The sequence below is a fragment of the Flavobacterium sp. Sr18 genome, from assembly GCF_011064265.1.
Taxonomy (GTDB): domain Bacteria; phylum Bacteroidota; class Bacteroidia; order Flavobacteriales; family Flavobacteriaceae; genus Flavobacterium; species Flavobacterium petrolei.
This window is the reverse complement of record NZ_CP049329.1, coordinates 2,941,390-2,960,036: the sequence shown is the minus strand read 5'-3', so window position 1 is coordinate 2,960,036 and position 18,647 is coordinate 2,941,390. Positions and strand designations below refer to the sequence as shown.

At 35.0% G+C, this 18,647-nt stretch carries 18 protein-coding genes; 10 read left to right on the top strand and 8 right to left on the bottom strand.

The genetic code is table 11. The features are described from left to right. Positions 1-208 precede the first annotated feature (208 nt). The 3 genes from G7A72_RS13150 (at position 209) to G7A72_RS13140 (ending at position 2,058) form a co-directional block, all read left to right on the top strand. A complete protein-coding gene (locus G7A72_RS13150; RefSeq protein ID WP_165152785.1) occupies positions 209-844 on the top strand; it encodes a phosphoribosyltransferase in 636 nt (211 codons plus the stop codon). A gap of 38 nt (positions 845-882) precedes the next feature. Further along, positions 883-1,518, top strand: a complete 636-nt coding sequence (locus G7A72_RS13145; RefSeq protein WP_165152784.1) for a dienelactone hydrolase family protein — start codon at positions 883-885, stop codon at positions 1,516-1,518. 102 nt (positions 1,519-1,620) lie between these two features. Then, positions 1,621-2,058, top strand: a complete 438-nt coding sequence (locus tag G7A72_RS13140) for a VOC family protein (RefSeq protein WP_165152783.1) — start codon at positions 1,621-1,623, stop codon at positions 2,056-2,058. 250 nt (positions 2,059-2,308) lie between these two features. Here the strand turns inward: G7A72_RS13140 and G7A72_RS13135 are convergent, their stop codons facing one another. Beyond that, positions 2,309-3,268, bottom strand: a complete 960-nt coding sequence (locus G7A72_RS13135; protein WP_113666328.1) for an ion channel — start codon at positions 3,266-3,268, stop codon at positions 2,309-2,311. Between the two features lie 298 nt (positions 3,269-3,566). Between G7A72_RS13135 and G7A72_RS13130 the strand changes: the two genes are divergently transcribed. Both G7A72_RS13130 and G7A72_RS13125 read left to right on the top strand, forming a co-directional pair. Next, positions 3,567-4,457, top strand: a complete 891-nt coding sequence (locus G7A72_RS13130) for a dienelactone hydrolase family protein (RefSeq protein ID WP_165152782.1) — start codon at positions 3,567-3,569, stop codon at positions 4,455-4,457. A 204-nt stretch (positions 4,458-4,661) separates the two neighbouring features. After that, positions 4,662-5,258, top strand: coding sequence for a hypothetical protein (locus tag G7A72_RS13125; protein WP_113638009.1), 597 nt, complete (start codon positions 4,662-4,664; stop codon positions 5,256-5,258). Between the two features lie 227 nt (positions 5,259-5,485). On the opposite strand, the gene G7A72_RS13120 is transcribed toward G7A72_RS13125, so the two are convergent. Next, complete coding sequence (locus G7A72_RS13120; RefSeq protein ID WP_241258513.1) at positions 5,486-7,018, bottom strand: IS1182 family transposase; 1,533 nt, start codon at positions 7,016-7,018, stop codon at positions 5,486-5,488. Positions 7,019-7,298: 280 nt separating this feature from the next. Between G7A72_RS13120 and G7A72_RS13115 the strand changes: the two genes are divergently transcribed. Next, positions 7,299-7,601: a hypothetical protein gene (locus tag G7A72_RS13115; protein WP_165152781.1), complete on the top strand. Its 303-nt coding sequence runs from the start codon at positions 7,299-7,301 to the stop codon at positions 7,599-7,601. A 219-nt stretch (positions 7,602-7,820) separates the two neighbouring features. Here the strand turns inward: G7A72_RS13115 and carB are convergent, their stop codons facing one another. Both carB and rpmH read right to left on the bottom strand, forming a co-directional pair. After that, positions 7,821-10,673 (bottom strand): carbamoyl-phosphate synthase large subunit, encoded by a 2,853-nt coding sequence (gene carB / locus G7A72_RS13110; RefSeq protein ID WP_165152780.1) that lies wholly within the window; start codon positions 10,671-10,673, stop codon positions 7,821-7,823. A 157-nt stretch (positions 10,674-10,830) separates the two neighbouring features. Continuing rightward, a complete protein-coding gene (rpmH, locus tag G7A72_RS13105; protein WP_007136275.1) occupies positions 10,831-10,992 on the bottom strand; it encodes a 50S ribosomal protein L34 in 162 nt (53 codons plus the stop codon). 164 nt (positions 10,993-11,156) lie between these two features. On the opposite strand from rpmH, the gene G7A72_RS13100 reads away from it, so the two are divergent. Beyond that, the gene (locus G7A72_RS13100) at positions 11,157-11,672 is read left to right on the top strand and encodes a DUF2892 domain-containing protein (protein WP_113666333.1); all 516 of its coding nucleotides are present in this window, start codon (positions 11,157-11,159) and stop codon (positions 11,670-11,672) included. 163 nt (positions 11,673-11,835) lie between these two features. Beyond that, positions 11,836-12,534: a thioredoxin family protein gene (locus G7A72_RS13095; protein ID WP_165152779.1), complete on the top strand. Its 699-nt coding sequence runs from the start codon at positions 11,836-11,838 to the stop codon at positions 12,532-12,534. Here the strand turns inward: G7A72_RS13095 and G7A72_RS13090 are convergent. Continuing rightward, positions 12,531-13,424, bottom strand: coding sequence for a lytic transglycosylase domain-containing protein (locus G7A72_RS13090; protein ID WP_165152778.1), 894 nt, complete (start codon positions 13,422-13,424; stop codon positions 12,531-12,533). The genes G7A72_RS13095 and G7A72_RS13090 overlap by 4 nt on opposite strands. Before the next feature lie 28 nt (positions 13,425-13,452). After that, positions 13,453-14,136 carry an alpha/beta hydrolase gene (locus G7A72_RS13085; RefSeq protein WP_113666336.1) on the bottom strand — a complete coding sequence of 228 codons (684 nt, stop codon included), beginning with the start codon at positions 14,134-14,136 and terminating at the stop codon, positions 13,453-13,455. A gap of 113 nt (positions 14,137-14,249) precedes the next feature. Here G7A72_RS13085 and G7A72_RS13080 point away from each other — a divergent pair, with 113 nt between their 5' ends. After that, entirely contained in the window at positions 14,250-14,972 is a 723-nt protein-coding gene (locus tag G7A72_RS13080) for a pirin family protein (RefSeq protein WP_165152777.1), read from the top strand. A 23-nt stretch (positions 14,973-14,995) separates the two neighbouring features. Further along, positions 14,996-15,280: a GNAT family N-acetyltransferase gene (locus G7A72_RS13075; RefSeq protein WP_113666498.1), complete on the top strand. Its 285-nt coding sequence runs from the start codon at positions 14,996-14,998 to the stop codon at positions 15,278-15,280. A gap of 66 nt (positions 15,281-15,346) precedes the next feature. Here the strand turns inward: G7A72_RS13075 and G7A72_RS13070 are convergent, their stop codons facing one another. After that, positions 15,347-16,981, bottom strand: coding sequence for an ABC-F family ATP-binding cassette domain-containing protein (locus tag G7A72_RS13070; protein ID WP_165152776.1), 1,635 nt, complete (start codon positions 16,979-16,981; stop codon positions 15,347-15,349). A gap of 174 nt (positions 16,982-17,155) precedes the next feature. Then, positions 17,156-18,619: a sodium:alanine symporter family protein gene (locus G7A72_RS13065; protein ID WP_165152775.1), complete on the bottom strand. Its 1,464-nt coding sequence runs from the start codon at positions 18,617-18,619 to the stop codon at positions 17,156-17,158. Positions 18,620-18,647: the final 28 nt, after the last annotated feature.

The window sequence follows — 18,647 nt, the reverse complement described above, 5'->3', positions numbered from 1 at the left end:
AATAAATAGTACGGAACGAGTAAAAAAATAATGCATATTCTGCGAAAATATTAAAAAAAGAATAGTCCATGTATATCAAACTAATAGTGACTTTCTAATTTTACAATTAAAATTTTCAAATTGTAAAACAGTATAAATTTAGTCTATATTATTGAAAATCAGTATATTTACATAAATTATTTTTTAATGTTTTATAAAAACAACCGTTATGTACAAGCAGTTATTAAAAGATAGAATGGAAGCGGGATTTTTACTGTCCGAGAAATTAAAAAAATACCAAAATACAAATAGCGTAATTCTTGCCGTTCCCCGAGGCGGAGTTCCTGTGGGATTTGTAATTTCGAAAACTTTACACCTGCCTTTAGATATTGTACTCTCTAAAAAGATTGGACATCCTAATAACAAGGAATTTGCAATAGGCGCTGTTTCCATGGATTCCATGATTCTTGACGAGCATCCTGAAGTCCCAAAAAAGTACACAGACCATGAAATTAACAAACTCCGGCAACTCCTCAAAGAGAAATACGAACTTTACAGGGGCAACCGAAAACCAATTGATATTGAGAATAAAAATGTGATTCTGGTAGATGACGGCATTGCGACAGGAAATACCTTGCTTGCCAGTATTGCCATGCTCCGAAAAAAAAATCCTGCAAAAATAATTGTTGCCGTTCCTGTACTTCCCTCTGATACCGTGCCGCTATTTGAGAAAAATGCCGATGAATTTATTTATTTGATTGCGTCCTCTTATTTCCGGGGAGTGGGAAGTTTATATGAAGAATTCGATCAGGTGGATGACGAGGAAGTAATTAAGATGCTGAGTATTATCAATACAACTGAATAATCAATTATAAAGCTTTAAAATACCTAAAATTAGAAATCATGGAAAAATTAGATTTAGATATTCCGTTAGCGTCAGTTACGTTGAAAGGAGATTTGATTGTACCCGAAAATGCTACTGGAATAGTTATTTTTTCGCACGGAAGCGGCAGCAGCAGATTCAGTTCCCGAAATAAAATGGTAGCAGAACTCATTCAGCAACACCATATAGGCACGTTCCTTTTTGACTTGCTTACGGAGGAAGAAGATGAAACAAATGAAAATCGATTCAATATTGATTTGCTCAGTGACCGATTGATAGCAACAACACAATGGTTGATGGATCAGGAAAGTACCAAAGCACTGCCAATAGGATATTTTGGTGCAAGTACTGGAGCTGCATCAGCATTGCGGGCTGCTGCGCATTTTAAGGAAAAAATAAAAGCAGTGGTTTCCCGTGGCGGTCGCCCTGATTTAGCAATATCCGATTTGCCACACGTAACCGCTCCTACGCTGCTGATTGTGGGCAGTCTAGACACTCCAGTCATCAGCATGAATAAAATGGCTTATGACACATTAGAAGCTCCAAAAGAAATGAAAATCGTCCAAGCCGCAACCCATCTCTTTGAAGAACCCGGAAAATTGCAGGAAGTCGCGGATTTAGCCATCGATTGGTATAAAAAGTATCTGACGAAATAGCAAAGTAACATTCGCTAACTAAATTAGGTCTTAGATTTCAGGTCTGATTTAGTCCCTTTGAATTAAAAAAGTTAATTGATTAATCACATTAAAACTAGAATCATGGCAACAGTAAACACCTACATCACCTTTAATGGTTTTTGCGAAGAAGCTTTTCTTTTTTACAAATCCGTTTTTGGTGGGGAATTCTCTTATTTTGGAAGATTTAAAGACATGCCAATATCCGAAGGCCAAACCTGTCCTCCGGGAGAAGCCGAGAAAATCATGCACGTTTCGCTTCCTATAAGTAAAGAAACGGCGATTATGGGAAGCGACAGTTTCGAATCCTTTGGAAATGAAACTATTTACGGAAATAACTTTTCGCTTTCCCTCAATACCGAAAGCAAGGAAGAAGCAGACAAGTTCTTCAAGGCACTTTCTGTCGGTGGAAAAATTATCATGCCGATGGAAAACACTTTTTGGAATGCCTACTTTGGAACCTTGGTTGATAAATTTGGCGTCAATTGGATGGTGAATTTTGATTTGGTGGAAGAAAAATAGAATAGCACCAACAAATAAATATTTTATTAAATAGTGCAACACGAATTCCACAAATTTCAAAAAAATTAATTGATGAAAATACGTGAAATTCGTGTCTGTATTTTTTAAAATTATTTCTAGGACCTATAACGGTATTTTTATTTGAAGATAGATAGTAACTTGGATTATTTTATATCAAAAACACTTTTACATTTTTAAATATTTATCAAAACATAAATATTAATTTTAAAATTTTAAACAATAATTAATATTACAAATCAACATTTTTAAACACATTCAATTTATCCAAATTCAAGATTGTCTTTGAATTATCAGTACTTCGCGTATACATGGGTTCAAATTTTGCTCCGTAAACTACCTCATCAAAAGTATAAGAGGTCCTAGCGGCAACCGTGTTACTAAACATATCATCAAAGGTCTTAATAAAAACGAGAATCTCCCCATTTGTATTTTTAAAATCCGTGTTTGTAAATTTATAAAGTGGACTATTTTCTGTAATAGGATGAACTAGGGTCCAACTCAAAGTCAAGGCATTTATTCGATCCAATTCCAGTTCTAAAGCGTAGAATTTATTAGTCATTCTTCCATTTTCCTCGATGCTCATTCCTAGTGTCATTTTAGCTTCAGCATCTGTAAAATTCGTATTTTTAAAAGGCGTAATCCTAATCATTAAGGCTGTATTTTCAGCATAAGGGGCGATTATAGCATTATGAGAAAACTTTAAAAAAGCTGTCGGTTTACTAAATCGACCAAAAAATAAACCTGTGGCAATTGCAAAACTCAGTAAACCTATTAATGCTTCCCCTGCAGAAAGCGCACTCGTAAGAAAACCTGAGGGACTTATATGACCATAACCAACCGTTGTGAAGGTTTGGGCACTGAAAAAATAAGCCTGTCCGAATTTGACCCATTCACTGTCTGCATTTGAAATTCCATTGAGATGTTCAATTCCAATACCATAATAAATTGAGGCAAATATAAAATTGATTGTTACATAGAAAGTGAGAATGACCAAGATAAATCTCCATCCTGGCATATCAATCATAGTGTGATACCAGCTAATCCGCTGCAAAACATGCATTCCACGTTTCTCTACATTAGCTTTTCCATCCTTATTTACGAAACGACCGCCATAACTGCTGGCGTTAGTTCCAAAACCGGTATTCTTGTCGGCTTTCGCTTTAGCATTAATAGTATTCAAGAGAAGAATTTTTTATTAATTATTTAACGGTAAAACTAGTTAAAATCAACTCAAAAAAAAAAGATGTTTTTTCTAATAATTTAAATTTTAAAATTACAATACCTATCAAAAATGCCTTTTAGAAATACTCTTTTCGAGCTTTTAACGATAAATTTGGAGTGAATTGGCTAGTAAATTTCAATTTGGTGGAAGAAAATTAATTTCAATTGCATTTTGCTATAGTGACAAAACGTACAATAAAAAATGAAATTCCCCTCCTGCAAAACAATCGCTTTTTTTCTTAAATTAGTTGAATCAAATAAATGCTATGAAAAAACTAACCAAAGAAGATATCAGTCAGGAAGTATTTGACTTGTACGATGACTATGCACACAATAAACTTGATAGAAGACAATTTGTCGAGAAATTATCCTTGTTTGCGGTAGGAACGCTGACACTTCCTTCGCTCCTAAGTTTTATGACACCCAATTACGTGGATTCTATATTAATAAAACCAGAAGATCCAAGGCTGAAATCAGCATTCATCACCTATGATTCTCCCAAAGGCGGAGGAAAAATCAAAGGGCTTTTATCCCAACCCACGGGAACCAAAAAGAAACTACCGGGAATCATCGTTGTACATGAAAACCGCGGACTGAATCCGTATATTGAAGATGTGGGACGAAGAGCCGCTGTGGAAGGATTTATTACTTTGGCACCGGACGCATTATCACCACTGGGCGGTTATCCCGGAAATGATGATGCCGGACGAGAATTACAAAAAAAACGTACCCGCGAAGAAATGCTCGAAGACTTCATTGCAGCCTACGAATACCTAAAATCCCACAAAGATTGCAATGGTCACATTGGTGTAGTAGGATTTTGTTTTGGCGGTTGGATTGCCAATATGATGGCGGTAAAAATCCCAGATTTGTGTGCCGCAGTTCCGTATTATGGCGGACAACCCACTGCAGCCGAAGCCGAGAAAATAAAAACACCTATCCTAGCGCAATATGCCAGTTTAGACACCCGCGTAAATGAAGGCTGGCCAGCTTTTGAAGCCATCCTTAAGAAGAACAAAGTAGAGCATATTGCTTATTTCTATGAAGGCGTGAATCATGGTTTTCATAACAATACGACGCCGAGATACGATGAAAAAGCCGCCACTTTATCTTGGACACGAACCATTGATTTTTTTAAGGAAAAATTGAAGAACTAATTTCATTTTTTAAAAGTCCCTTGATTGGGGCTTTTTTTATTTTTTAAGAAAATACTGCCAAAATTAAATATAACCCAAGATTTTATTATATTTGAAAATAAATAAATTCTGACGTTTATCAGACAAAGCCACCCAATATTAGGGAGATAAGTCTGATTTTGTCAGACCTATATACTAGTTACCAGCTATTTTACAGAATCGCATATGAAAGAAAATTGGCTTTTTATTAAAACTGCAGATCATTATGGAAACTCTGAGATTATTCAGATTGATGGAGATATCATTGATTATTTTGTCGTTGAAAAAATTGACGAAATCTGTCTAATAAAAAACGGAAACAGAAATGAAAAGCTAAGCGAAACAGAGCATAAATTTATAAATCAAAATCGAATTAGATTTTTCAGAAATGGAAAAATTTACAAAGTTTTAAGCGATGAAAAGTCTATAACTGAAGATTGTATATTCGAAAATGATTACGAAAAACTAAACGCAACAGAAACTGAATTAACAGAAAGTGAAATTCAGAATTTAAAGTTTGTGTTTAATTGGAATGGAGAAAAAAAGAATCTTAGGTTCAATGAAGTTTTGGACTCGCCAGTTATACAAGAAATAAACAAACGTTTGAATAAAGAAGGAAGTAGAATTGTACTTGAAAAACTAAATGAAACGCTATTTGTTTCACTTTATATAGACAATTCTCTTGATAAACTAATTCCGATAAAATATGTTGACAGACAAAAGATGATTTTATATGGTTTCCCAAAAGAACCTTATGAAATTAATTGTCCAATAATAGAATAAAAAAAACAGCTGGTAAAACACGCTACAAACGATTTGGGCAATTGGCTTAATTTAAAAATGGTCTTGTATTTGGAAGATTTGGCAAATCCGAAGAATAACGCTAATTTAGTCCCAAACCGCTTGTAGCGCGGGAACGTCAGGCTGTGAAAAAACCTCTTTTTTGCGTTAAAATCTTCAATTTTTCCTTTTCTACAATCCAAAAGAAAGCCTTTTAAGAAAGGTCTTTTTTAGGCTGCTAATTTTAAACTGGAAAAAAAGAACTCTAAATTCAGCTTTAAATAACTCGTTTTTAGCAAAAACAAGACTTTTACCTTGTAGGGTGAGTTCCATTTTTTGAGTTTAGTAATCAAATCGGGAACGCCTAGGATATTGACACTGCGTTTGATGTTATACACCAGCATAATCAAGCTATGTTCTCCGTTTACTTTTTCTAATCCCTTTAAGTTGGTATGGTTATAGCCCCATTGTCGTTTGATGGTGCCAAAAATATGTTCATTGATTTCCTGTCGTTTACGGTAGAGCTGTGGGTTCTCATGGTAGCGCTTGTTGTTTTCTTCTACGGCATCGGCATATTGGCTTCGGTCGATTTCTCTGCCTGCTGCTCTACTTGTACATAAATGTTTTACGGGACATTCTTTGCATTTTGGGGTTCGGTATTTTTTAAAATTATAGCTGTCTTTATCTGTAGTTTTCTTATGCCAACTGCCTGTAGTTTTTAGTGTTTCGCCTTGTGGGCAAGTATAAGTGTCGTGATCGTATTGAAATTGGGCTACCAAATAAGCCTTGGTCGTACCGTTTTCGTTACTTTTTCCTTGTTCAGGCTGTGCTACAATGGTAGTTATGTTGGCTTGTTTGCAGATTTCTATTTGTTTGCCATTATGGTAACCTTTATCGACCAATGCGGTATAGGTTTCTATACCTAGATTCTCTTTGGCTTCTATGGCAATAGCTGACAAAGCACTGCGATCATTCTTATTGATGGTGTGCGTGGCTACCACCAGATTGTGTTTGGCATCGACTGCAGCCTGAATATTGAACGAAATCTCAATCACTTGTCCCTGAACCAGCAAGGCTCTGGAATCACTGTCAGTTGTGCTTATTTGAGGCTCGCCACTTGCTTTTAGTTTTTCTTCCAGTAGATCATAACGCAATTTGTTCCCTTTCAATCGGTCTAACTTTTGTTGGATATTTTGGATTATAGCTGGATTATCTTTGCCGTCATTTTCTTCCAAGGTATCCAAGTATTCTTGGGTCTTAGCTTCAATATAAGCTAAGTGTTTGTCGATTTTCTTTTGGTTGAAATTGGCTTTCTTACTATTGTGCGCTCGGCTTTTGGTGCCATCAATAGCTATGGTTTCACCGCCTATTAAGTCAGCATCTTTCAAGAACGAAACAAATAGTTTGAATAATTTTTTCAAAGCAATAGGATTGTCTTTTCTAAAATCTGAGATGCTGTGGTAATTGGGACGAATATCCTCTAAAAGCCATTGCATTTCGATGTTTCTCAAACATTCCTTTTCTAGATCACGGCAACTTCTGATTCCGTTGAGATAACCGTATAAATACATCTTTAGAAATACTTTACTATTGAAACTTGGGCGACCTTCGGTCTTGAGCGTTTTTACAGCAAAATCGAGTTTAGAGAGGTCAATATATTCGACAAAGGCATCTATAAATCGCACCTGATTATCGGGACTTATAGTGTCTTCTAAACTTGAAAAACGCATTTGTTGACGGGAAATTCCGGTGATGTGTTGCATTCTTAAATATACGAAAAACCTTCTTTTTATACTAGTATTTTGTTATATTTGATCATAAATACAACGGAGGTTTTTTCACAGACTGACGTTAAAAACCAAAATTAAATAAAATTATGCCATTAAAAAAAGCACTTATGGCTATTCGCCATTTTTAATATCTAAACAAAAAAAGCCTACGCTGGGCAAATATCTCTTTCTTTGAATCACAATGGCGCTCATTTGTATCTAATGCCAATTTTAACTTATAGCACAATTGTAGTAACACGGTCAATTCAACACTATGCGAAAAATAACAATTTCTATTTTAATTATTTTGACAATTATAGTTATTGTTTTTCTTTTTTTAAGACATGAGGAACTTAGTAGTTACGAGGAAAAAGGAAATAAGATGGTAAGACAAATCTATAAATTTGAAAAAATTAATCATACATTACCAAATTCTATATCAGATTTTCAAGTTGATACAGAAATGGGTGAAGGTCCGTACTATGAAAAATTAAATGACTCAATATTTATTGTATACTACAATATAGGTTTTGATGATAAAATCACATTTACTTCTAACAAAAAAACATGGGAATAAAAAGATAAAATAAATTATACCTAAAATTTTAAATTATCACCTTTCGTAACTATAAAAAATAGTTAAACAAAAGATTTAAACACACAAGATAGCGCTAATATAACTCAATCGTTGGCGCAGTTTTGCAAACTGCGCTCGCAACAATAAGCCACTAATACAAAACATAATCCCACAAAAAAAGCCCCAATCGGGGCTTTTTACATATAACAAATTCAAGTTTTATTTACTCAAATACATTTTCCTTCTGGAGTACAATTCATAGAATTGATCGTCTTTCAAGTCATCAATAAACAAGATGCTTTCTCCTGTTGATTTCATTTCTGGTCCTAATGCTTTGTTCACATTATGGAACTTGCTGAAAGAGAAAACGGGTTGCTTGATGGCATATCCTTTCAACTGCGGGTTGAAAGTGAAGTCGGTTACTTTATTGTGACCTAACATTACTTTAGTCGCATAATTTACATAAGGTTCTCCGTATGCTTTTGCAATAAATGGAACCGTACGAGATGCTCTAGGATTCGCTTCAATAATGTAAACGATATCATCTTTTATCGCAAACTGAATATTGATTAAACCAACAGTTCTTAAAGCCAACGCAATATTTTTGGTATGGTCTTTTATTTGTTGCATCACAAATTCGCCTAAGTTAAACGGTGGCAAAGTTGCGTTACTGTCTCCAGAGTGTACTCCGCAAGGTTCGATGTGCTCCATAATTCCTATGATGTACACATTTTCGCCATCGCAAATTGCATCGGCTTCGGCTTCGATCGCACCATCTAAATAATGGTCTAAAAGCAATTTATTTCCTGGAATCGTTTTCAATAAATTCACAACATGCTCTTCTAGTTCTTGCTTGTTGATTACAATTTTCATTCCCTGACCACCCAACACATAAGATGGACGAATCAATAATGGAAAATCCAAAACATCCGCTAATGCCGAAGCTTCATCCGCCGTTTCTGCAATTCCAAATTGTGGGAAAGGAATTTTCAAGTCGGTTAACAATTCAGAGAAACGTCCTCTGTCTTCGGCTAAATCCAAAGCGTCAAAGCTCGTTCCTATAATTTTAATACCGTATTTAGATAATTTCTCCGCTAATTTCAGCGCCGTTTGTCCACCCAATTGCACGATTACACCTTCTGGTTTCTCGTGTTGGATAATATCGTAAATATGTTCCCAGAAAACTGGTTCGAAATACAATTTATCCGCTGTATCAAAATCAGTCGAAACCGTTTCTGGATTACAGTTGATCATGATGGTTTCATACCCACATTCTTTGGCGGCAAGCACCCCGTGAACACAAGAATAATCAAATTCGATTCCTTGTCCAATTCTATTTGGGCCTGAACCAAGAACGATTATTTTCTTTTTATCCGAAACAACACTTTCGTTATCAACGTAACGGGTTCCGTCCGCTTTTTCTATTTCGGCTTCAAAAGTCGAGTAGTAATAAGGCGTTTTTGCTTTGAACTCCGCAGCACAAGTATCCACTAATTTGAATACACGATTGATATTCATTTCTGTACGCAACGTATGTACTTGACTTTCCAGACAACCCATCATGTGCGCGATTTGTCTATCGGCAAAACCTTTTTGTTTCGCTTCTAATAACAATTCTCTTGGCAAAGATTCTACTTTATAGTTAGAAATTTCTTTTTCTAACGTATACAGTTCCTCGTATTGTTTCAAGAACCACATATCGATTTTAGTGATTTCATGAATGCGGCTCAACGGAATTCCCATCGCGATAGCATCATAAATCACAAAAACACGATCCCAACTCGCAAAAGTCAGTTTCTCGATAATTTGTTCGTAGTTCGTGTATCCTTTTCCGTCAGCTCCTAAACCATTTCTTTTGATTTCCAATGATTGAGTTGCTTTGTGCAAAGCTTCTTGGAACGAACGTCCAATTCCCATTACTTCACCAACGGATTTCATTTGAAGTCCCAAAGTTCTGTCAGCACCTTCAAATTTATCAAAGTTCCAACGTGGAATTTTCACAATCACATAATCCAAAGTTGGTTCGAACAAAGCCGAAGTTGATTTGGTAATTTGATTTTGCAATTCATCTAAGTTGTAGCCCAAAGCCAGTTTGGAAGCAATTTTTGCAATAGGATACCCCGTTGCTTTTGATGCCAAAGCAGATGAACGAGATACACGAGGATTGATTTCAATCGCTACAATGTCTTCTTTATCGTCCGGCGAAACGGCAAACTGCACGTTACAACCTCCGGCAAAGTTTCCGATGCTTCTCATCATCAAAATCGCATAATCACGCATTTTTTGAAAAGTCGTGTCAGACAAAGTCATTGCTGGCGCAACTGTGATGGAATCTCCGGTGTGAATTCCCATTGGATCCATATTTTCGATAGAACAGATAATAACCACATTGTCGTTTTTATCTCTCAAAAGTTCCAATTCATATTCTTTCCAACCCATTAAAGCCTTATCAATTAAAACTTCGTGAATTGGTGATGCTTCTAAACCTCTGGTTAAAAGTTCATCAAAATCTTCTTTTTTATAAACAATTGCTGCTCCGGTTCCACCTAAAGTAAATGAAGGACGGATTACTAATGGGAAACCAAATTCCTGAGCAATTTCTTTTCCTCTAAGATAAGAAGTACATATTTCAGCAGGAGCAGATGGAACTCCAATTTTTTTCAAAAGTTGTTTGAACTGCTCTCTGTCTTCGGTAATATTAATCGCGTTTACATCAACCCCGATTAATTTCACTCCAAAATCTGCCCAAATCCCTTTTTCATCGGCTTCCAGACACAAGTTCAAAGCGGTTTGTCCTCCCATTGTCGGCAAAACAGCATCAATTTGAGGATGTGCTTTTAGGATTTCAATGATAGATTTAGTCGTCAGTGGTTTTAAATAAATATGATCGGCCATTGAAGGATCGGTCATAATTGTTGCTGGATTCGAGTTTATCAGGATAACTTCGATTCCTTCTTCACGAATAGAACGGGCAGATTGTGATCCTGCATAATCAAATTCGCACGCTTGACCAATAACAATAGGACCTGAACCTATTATTAAAACTGATTTTATAGATGTATCTTTTGGCATTGTATAGTAGTATTGTGTTGTGTAGTTGATATTATCAAAAGATTAAAGTTACTGAACTCAAACCTTTTACCTGTAAATCTTTAACTTTTTTTAACGAATAGGTATAAAAAAAGGCGATACTAAAAAAAGTAACGCCTTATTTATGTTTATACAAACATTATTTTTTGTGTCTTGGTTCGCAAGAAACAGTCAATTTATGTCTTCCTTTAGCTCTTCTTCTAGCAAGAACTTTTCTTCCATTCGCAGAAGCCATTCTGTCCATAAATCCGTGCTTATTTCTTCTTTTTCTTTTCGATGGTTGAAACGTTCTTTTGCTCATTGCTTTGTATCTTTAAAATCTTATTTATATGTCTTCCTATTTTCGAATAACTGTTATTCTAAAACCGAGTGCAAATATACAAAGACTTTTTTTTCTCACAAGTAGTTTTGTAAAAATATTTTCAATTCATTTTACTATATTTGTGATCTTAAAATAAACCCACTATGTTTCACAGAAATATTAAACTTATTATCGCCGGACTTATTATCGCTACTGGCATTTGGCAATTTACAGAAAGTAATATCGGTAACGGAATCTTCCTTCTAATATTGAGCGCAATTCCTATTTTCCTTTACTTCAAAAATGAATTCATCTTGTTGGCCTTCTTAAAACTTAGAAAACAAGATTTTGAAGGAGCTAAAAAATGGTTGGCTTACATCAAAAATCCAGAGACGGCTTTGGTACAGAAACAACAAGGATACTTTAATTACCTTCACGGAATCATGCTTTCGCAAACCAATATCAATCAAGCAGAGAAATATTTCAAGAAAGCGATTGAACTTGGATTATCAATGGATATGGATTTGGCTGTAGCCAAATTAAACTTAGCTGGAGTTGCCATGACACGTCGTCGTAAACTTGAAGCCACTTCCCTATTGAACGAAGCTAAAAAATTAGACAAACAGAATATGTTGAAAGATCAGATTGTGATGATGAAAGAACAAATGAAGAAAATATAGTTTCCTCCAAGAATAGCTCCAACAACTTAAAAAACCATTTGTATCCTCAAATGGTTTTTTTTATTCCTAAAATGCTAATTAACGGATATTTAAGTGGTTTACCTATTATATTATTTAGAAGCATTTTTTTTTCTTAAATTTAGTTTTCAAAAAAAAAAAAAAAATGGCGAGAAAAATACTCTTACTATCCTTTTTACTTTCTTTTTTAAGTAACTACTCCCAAGATAGTATTGCCTATTTTTCTGATGCCTTACGATTAAATATCAATTCTTATAATGCTGCAAGTAACCGCGCTTTTGAAAACAAAGATTTTAATGAAGGCAAACGATTATTTGACTCACTCGTACAATACAAGCTTATAGGCACTCGATTTGATGATTTTACGGTTAAGGGGTACAATTCTAAAGACGTAATCTTAAACAACATCAACAAGCCTATTTTATTAGTAACTTATACTTCATGGTGCATCTTAAATAAAGGAGATGCTCCAGCATTAAATGAATTGGCAAAAAAATATCCTGAGAACTTACAAATTATCATTCTTTTTTGGGATAAAAAACAGAATCTAAAAAAAATAGCCACTCAGTTTAGCAACGCAATCAAAATATGCTATGCTAACGAGTCCTACGCTAATGATTTCCGAATCATCGCAACATTAAAACACACGTTAGGAATTCCTACTGTATTTTTTATTGATGAAGACAAAAAGGTAGTTAACATCAACCGTATTAAAAACCATTACAAACCAAAAATTTCATTTGACACAGCTTTGACCATTAGTTATGATCTTTTTGACCAAATGATCAATCCTTATTTAAATAAAATAACTTCCAATTCCGCCATAGTCAACAACAACGATTAATAGCCCTTCAATGGAATTTCGATTTGGTATTTTTTACCAGTATCATTCAGCAATTTAGTTTCCCTCAGCCAAGGATTATGGATCTTCAAAATTTTATAATTAATTCCCTGCCCTTTTGCAAAATCAGCTAAATCCGTAATCGAGCTGTCAATTTCAATTTTCTTGGTTGGTAAGATTCCATATAACTCTTCTGGAGCAATCGTAAATCCATATTTTACGGGATTTTCCATAATCTCTTTTAAAGCTAAAATTCTGAAAACATAGCGAGACGTTTCTTCAGTAAGTAATAAATCATAGTAATTAGATACTTTCTGAATTCCAATTTGCTTATTCACACCTGTCATTCCTCCGTTGTAGGATGCTGCCGCTAAAGTCCAGCTTCCAAATTTTCCTTTGGCACTCAAAAAATAACTGCAGGCTGCTTCCGTAGATTTTTCAAGATCATAGCGCTGATCCACATTTTCAGTCACTTCCATTCCTCGTTCCTTAGCTGTTTCCGGCATAAATTGCCATATTCCTCTTGCTCCTGCTGGCGAAACTACATTCACCAATCCGCTTTCTATAACAGCCAGATATTTAAAATCATCCGGAATACCATTCTTTTTTAAAATAGGTTCAATCACCGGAAAAGCACGATTCGCTCTTTTTATAGCCAAAATGGTGGAGGCGTGCAAATTCACATTTACCAATAATTCCCTATCAAACCGTTCCTTGACATCAGCTATTTTCAACGGAGTTTCTTCGCCAGCAAAATCAAGTTTTACAGGAAAACTATAGCTAATTTCTGCTTTTATATCTTTCCCTTTTGCGTCATTTGTTGTTGCAAAAATGAATATTCCACTTGCAAAAATTACGGTTACGAGTAATATTATTTTATTAATAGGTTTCATCTTTTCCTTTTTTATCGCTTTTGTTTCGTTACAAAAGCGTCTTTGATTGTTTTTTTACCCCCAATATAATAGAAGGCAAATTTTCATTCAACCACTTGTATTTATTCAAAATCATAATATGCGTTCCGCCTTTTACGGTAATACAATTCTTGATATATTTTATTGGAAAAACATCATCAGCATCACCATGAATATGAATTACATTTTCATCACTAACCGTTCTATCCCATAAAATCACTTGTTCCACAGCCCAGTTCAAATACCGAATATCCCGAACAGAAAGAAATTTTTCATATAACTTAAGGCGCTGATTTACTTTTTCTCCAAAAGAAAATTTAGCCAGACTTTCGATATTTGCAAATAAACTCATCGGAATCAGTTTATAAGCTTTAGTGGTTTTAGCGATTTTCAATCTTCGTGGAAATTCAGAATTGCATCTCACACTCGAAATAATAATGACTTTGCGCGCCTCTACATATTTCGCCATTTCCTGAACTAAAATCCCTCCAAAAGAAACACCAATCAAAACCGGATTCTTATGGATTACTTTTGCACTAATTCTCTTGGCATAATCCGTCAAAGATTCGTGATCTAGCGGAATCTCCCATTCTAATAAATGGATTTCGAACGTGTCTTCAGGAAGTACAATTCGCTCAAAAATGGCAGCACTTGACGCCAAACCTGGCATTAGATAAACTGGAATTTTACTCATAATTGTTTTAACGATTTTATAACAAAATTCGGAATTTTTATGGCGAATTTTGTATAAAATTAATTTTTTTATTGGAATTCGTCCAACTAACCATCTTATATTATCAATAATTTATGACTACACAACTATTTCAATCAAATACAAGAGGCAAGGCCGATTTTGGATGGCTTAATGCCAATTTCTCTTTTTCTTTCGGGAATTATTTCAATCCGGAGCGTTTGCAATTTGGAATGTTACGCGTTTTAAATGACGATACCATTGCAGGTGGATCAGGCTTTGGCACTCATGGACATGCCAATATGGAAATCATTACGATTCCGCTCGAAGGCGGTTTAAAACACCAGGACAGTATGGGAAATGAAGGCGTAATTGGTTTTGGTGAAGTCCAAGTAATGAGTGCCGGATCCGGAGTAGAACATTCTGAAATGAATGCGAGTCAGAAAGAAGAGGCAAAAACACTACAACTATGGGTTTTTCCTGACACAGAAAACGTCACACCAAGATACGACCAGAAATCGTTTGATATTGAAAATCAAATCAATACCTTTGTAAATATTGTTTCGCCAAACGATCAAAATGATGGCAATGCACTTTGGGTTTACCAGAAAACCTTTTTCCATTTAGGAATATTCGACAGCAATACCAGCGCTACTTACAAAGTACGAATTCCTAAAAATGGTGTTTATTTATTTTTGATTGAAGGCGAAATAGAAGTTAACAACCAAGTTTTGAAGGCAAGAGATGCCATGGGAATTACAAATTTTGATGCATTTGACATCAAGATCAATACCAAATCAAAAATACTTTTGGTAGAGGTACCAATGAATCAGAGTTAATTATTATGGATGCAGCAAGCACTATGGAAATCAAAGACAACACTTTTTCTAGACAATTTGAAACTATAGTAGATCAGGGATTAGTTTCTGTTGAATATTCTTTTCAGGAGAAGAAAATATTTTTAACAAAAATAAATGTTCCTGAATCTTTTGAAGATGAAGAATTTATTTCAAATTTCTTGAAAAATATTATGGAGATTGCTATTGAAAGAAAATTCAAAGTGGTTCCTATTCTTCCAAAAATAGTGGTGTTTTTCAAAAAAAATCCTATTTACAAAGAGTTACTTCCTCCGGGAATTAGACTGTAACAAAAAAAAAAAATCGGCTGTATTTTAGGATACAGCCGATTTTGATTTGTAAAAAGTTTAAGAATATTATTTCTCTATTTCTCTCATGCTATCCATTTTCTTGTTGGCTAAGAAACCGGTAATATCTTCAAAATGTTCCACCACTCTTTTATTTCCAAATTCAAAAACTTTAGTCGCTAATCCGTCTAAGAAATCTCTATCGTGTGAAACCAAGATTAAAGTTCCATCAAAATCGCGCAACGCATCTTTGATAATATCTTTGGTTTTCATATCCAAGTGATTCGAAGGTTCATCCAGAATCAATAAATTCACGGGTTCCAACAATAATTTAATCATTGCCAAACGGGTTTTTTCTCCACCCGAAAGCACTTTCACTTTTTTGGTCACATCATCACCCTGAAACATGAAAGCACCAAGAATATCTTTGATTTTAGTTCTTACATCACCCACGGCAATATCATCTATTGTTTCAAAAATAGTGGCATTTTCATCTAATAAAGAAGCTTGATTTTGGGCAAAATAACCAATTTGTGCGTTATGACCAATTTCTAAACTACCACCATTGATTTCAATTTCTTTCATAATGGCTTTGATCATCGTCGATTTTCCTTCCCCATTTTTACCAACGAAAGCTACTTTTTCTCCTCTTTCAATCACCATATTTGCATTCGAAAAAACAACATGATCTCCGTATGATTTTGATAAATCCTTTACAATTACCGGATATTGCCCAGAACGTGCTGCGGGTGGAAATTTTAATTTCAATGCCGAAGTATCTACTTCATCCACCTGAACAATAACCAATTTCTCTAACATTTTAACACGAGATTGAACAGCATCCGTCTTAGAAAATGTTCCTTTAAAACGGTCGATAAAAGTCCTGTTGTCAGCAATCATGCGTTGCTGCTCATCGTATGCTTTTTGTTGGTGCACACGTCTGTCTTTTCTCAGTTCCAAATAATGAGAATATTTGGCTTTATAATCATAAATACGTCCCATTGTAACTTCGATAGTACGGTTCGTAATATTATCGACAAAAGCCCTATCGTGAGAAATTACCACAACCGCTTTGGCCGAGTTAATCAGGAAATCTTCTAACCACTGAATACTTTCAATATCCATGTGGTTGGTAGGCTCATCCAGCAAAATTAAGTCTGGTTTTTGCAAAAGGATTTTGGCAAGTTCGATTCGCATTCTCCATCCACCAGAAAATTCAGTAGTTTGACGGCTAAAATCTTCGCGGACAAATCCCAAACCAATTAGAATTTTCTCTACTTCGGCTTCGTAATTTACTTCTTCAATCGCATAGAATTTTTCGCTTAAATCCGAAACTCTTTCGATTAATTTCATGTACGCATCACTTTCATAATCAGTACGAATCGTCAATTGCTCATTGATTTCATCAATTTCCGCTTTCATCGCAAAAACTTCCCCAAAAGCTTTCGAAGTTTCCTCCATTACGGTTGAACCATCTGTAGTTAATAAATGCTGAGGCAAATAAGCCACAACAGCATCTTTTGGTGCCGAAATATTCCCTGTTGAAGGTTTGCTTTGACCTGCAATAATTTTAAGAAGCGTTGATTTTCCTGCTCCATTTTTACCCATAAGGGCAATTTTATCATTTTCATTTATGGCAAAAGAAACATCGCTAAAAAGTGTTGTCCCACCAAATTGCATGGAAATATCGTTAACTGTAATCATTGTAATGTTGATTTGTAGATTTGGTTATTCATTTATTCTAAAAGTTGAAAACCAAGTTGTTTTTAAAAAGTGCAAAGATAGATTAATTAAGTAATTTGTTTACTATAAAATAAAAGCTTCCAGAAAGAGAATAAAAATTCAATTTCTGAAAGCTTTGAAAAAGAAATAAACGAACTATACTTCTCTATTTTTATTGATTTCGTCCCAAATTGGCGCATTCATAACACCAATATTCTTTGGATGAAAAACTGGATTTTGACCCTCTTTTTTTTGTTTTTCATAATCTTTTAATGCTGCAAAAGCTGGTTTCTGCAGTAGCAGAATTGCAATAATATTACACCAAGCCATAATCCCTACACCAATATCACCAATATTCCATATTAACTTTGCTTCATTGACACAGCCATACATAACAACCATTATCATAACAATTTTTAATACTCGGTTAAAAATGGGAGAATTCATTTTTCTGGTCAAGTACGAAATATTAGTTTCAGCAATATAGTAATAAGCCAAAATAGTCGTAAAAGCAAAGAAGAATAAAACAATTGCCACAAATAAAGAGCCAAAACCAGGAAAAACACTATTCATAGCACTTTGTGTAAATCCTGTTCCAGCAGTAACGTTCTGTGCTCCTTCGTATAAAAATTCAGTTGCGCCATTTGCACCTAAAACTGGGTTTTCGACATTATATTTACCTGTAATCAATAACATAAAACCTGTTGCACTACAAACCAATAGCGTATCAATATAGACTGAAAAAGACTGAACTAAACCTTGTTTAACCGGATGCGAAACATTTGCTGCAGCAGCAATATGTGGTGCAGTTCCCTGTCCCGCTTCATTAGAATAAAGTCCTCTTTTTACACCCCATTGAATAGCTAATCCAATAACTGCCCCAAAGCCTGCTTCCTGACTAAAAGCACTGTTAAAAATTAAAGAAATAATGCCTGGCAACGCTCCAATATTCATACCTATTATAACTAATACAATCAAAAGATAGCCAATAGCCATGATTGGAACTACCACTTCAGTCACTTTTGCGATTCGTTTTACTCCGCCAAAAATAATCGCTCCAAAGACAGCTGCAACTATAACAGCGGTAATTCTGGAGTCAAGATTAAAAGCATTGTTCAAACCGTCAGCCACCGAATTCGACTGAATTCCGGGTAATAAAATACCTGCTGAAATAACGGAAACTATGGCAAACAAGATGGCAAACCACTTTACGCCCAAACCTTTTTCGATATAAAAAGCGGGACCTCCTCGAAACTGTCCCAAATGTTTTTCTTTATAAATCTGCGCAAGAGTAGCCTCTACAAAAGCAGTACTTGCTCCCAGAAAAGCAACAACCCACATCCAAAATAAAGCACCAGGACCTCCAAAAGTGATAGCTGTAGCCACTCCCGCAATATTTCCAGTACCAACCCTACCTGCCAGAGACATTGATAACGCTTGAAAAGAGGAAACTCCTGACTCTGAACTTTTACCATCAAACAATAAACGAAACATTTCCTTGATATGACGCAATTGAAGAAAACGAGTTCGTATTGAAAAATAAAGCCCTGTTCCTAAACACAAAATTATTAGAGGCACACTCCAAACTATTTCATTTACCATCACGACAATCTCTTCCATATTTTTAATTTAAATTAATAATCCCAAC

Excerpts from the sequence above, each read along its gene's own strand:
- G7A72_RS13150 (WP_165152785.1), top strand. The coding sequence starts at position 209 with ATGTACAAGCAGTTATTAAAAGATAGAATGGAAGCGGGATTTTTACTG.
- G7A72_RS13145 (WP_165152784.1), top strand. The coding sequence starts at position 883 with ATGGAAAAATTAGATTTAGATATTCCGTTAGCGTCAGTTACGTTGAAA.
- G7A72_RS13140 (WP_165152783.1), top strand. The coding sequence starts at position 1,621 with ATGGCAACAGTAAACACCTACATCACCTTTAATGGTTTTTGCGAAGAA.
- G7A72_RS13130 (WP_165152782.1), top strand. The coding sequence starts at position 3,567 with ATGAAAAAACTAACCAAAGAAGATATCAGTCAGGAAGTATTTGACTTG.
- G7A72_RS13125 (WP_113638009.1), top strand. The coding sequence starts at position 4,662 with ATGAAAGAAAATTGGCTTTTTATTAAAACTGCAGATCATTATGGAAAC.
- G7A72_RS13120 (WP_241258513.1), bottom strand. The coding sequence starts at position 7,018 with ATGCAACACATCACCGGAATTTCCCGTCAACAAATGCGTTTTTCAAGT.
- G7A72_RS13115 (WP_165152781.1), top strand. The coding sequence starts at position 7,299 with ATGCGAAAAATAACAATTTCTATTTTAATTATTTTGACAATTATAGTT.
- carB (WP_165152780.1), bottom strand. The coding sequence starts at position 10,673 with ATGCCAAAAGATACATCTATAAAATCAGTTTTAATAATAGGTTCAGGT.
- rpmH (WP_007136275.1), bottom strand. The coding sequence starts at position 10,992 with ATGAGCAAAAGAACGTTTCAACCATCGAAAAGAAAAAGAAGAAATAAG.
- G7A72_RS13100 (WP_113666333.1), top strand. The coding sequence starts at position 11,157 with ATGTTTCACAGAAATATTAAACTTATTATCGCCGGACTTATTATCGCT.
- G7A72_RS13095 (WP_165152779.1), top strand. The coding sequence starts at position 11,836 with ATGGCGAGAAAAATACTCTTACTATCCTTTTTACTTTCTTTTTTAAGT.
- G7A72_RS13090 (WP_165152778.1), bottom strand. The coding sequence starts at position 13,424 with ATGAAACCTATTAATAAAATAATATTACTCGTAACCGTAATTTTTGCA.
- G7A72_RS13085 (WP_113666336.1), bottom strand. The coding sequence starts at position 14,136 with ATGAGTAAAATTCCAGTTTATCTAATGCCAGGTTTGGCGTCAAGTGCT.
- G7A72_RS13080 (WP_165152777.1), top strand. The coding sequence starts at position 14,250 with ATGACTACACAACTATTTCAATCAAATACAAGAGGCAAGGCCGATTTT.
- G7A72_RS13075 (WP_113666498.1), top strand. The coding sequence starts at position 14,996 with ATGGAAATCAAAGACAACACTTTTTCTAGACAATTTGAAACTATAGTA.
- G7A72_RS13070 (WP_165152776.1), bottom strand. The coding sequence starts at position 16,981 with ATGATTACAGTTAACGATATTTCCATGCAATTTGGTGGGACAACACTT.
- G7A72_RS13065 (WP_165152775.1), bottom strand. The coding sequence starts at position 18,619 with ATGGAAGAGATTGTCGTGATGGTAAATGAAATAGTTTGGAGTGTGCCT.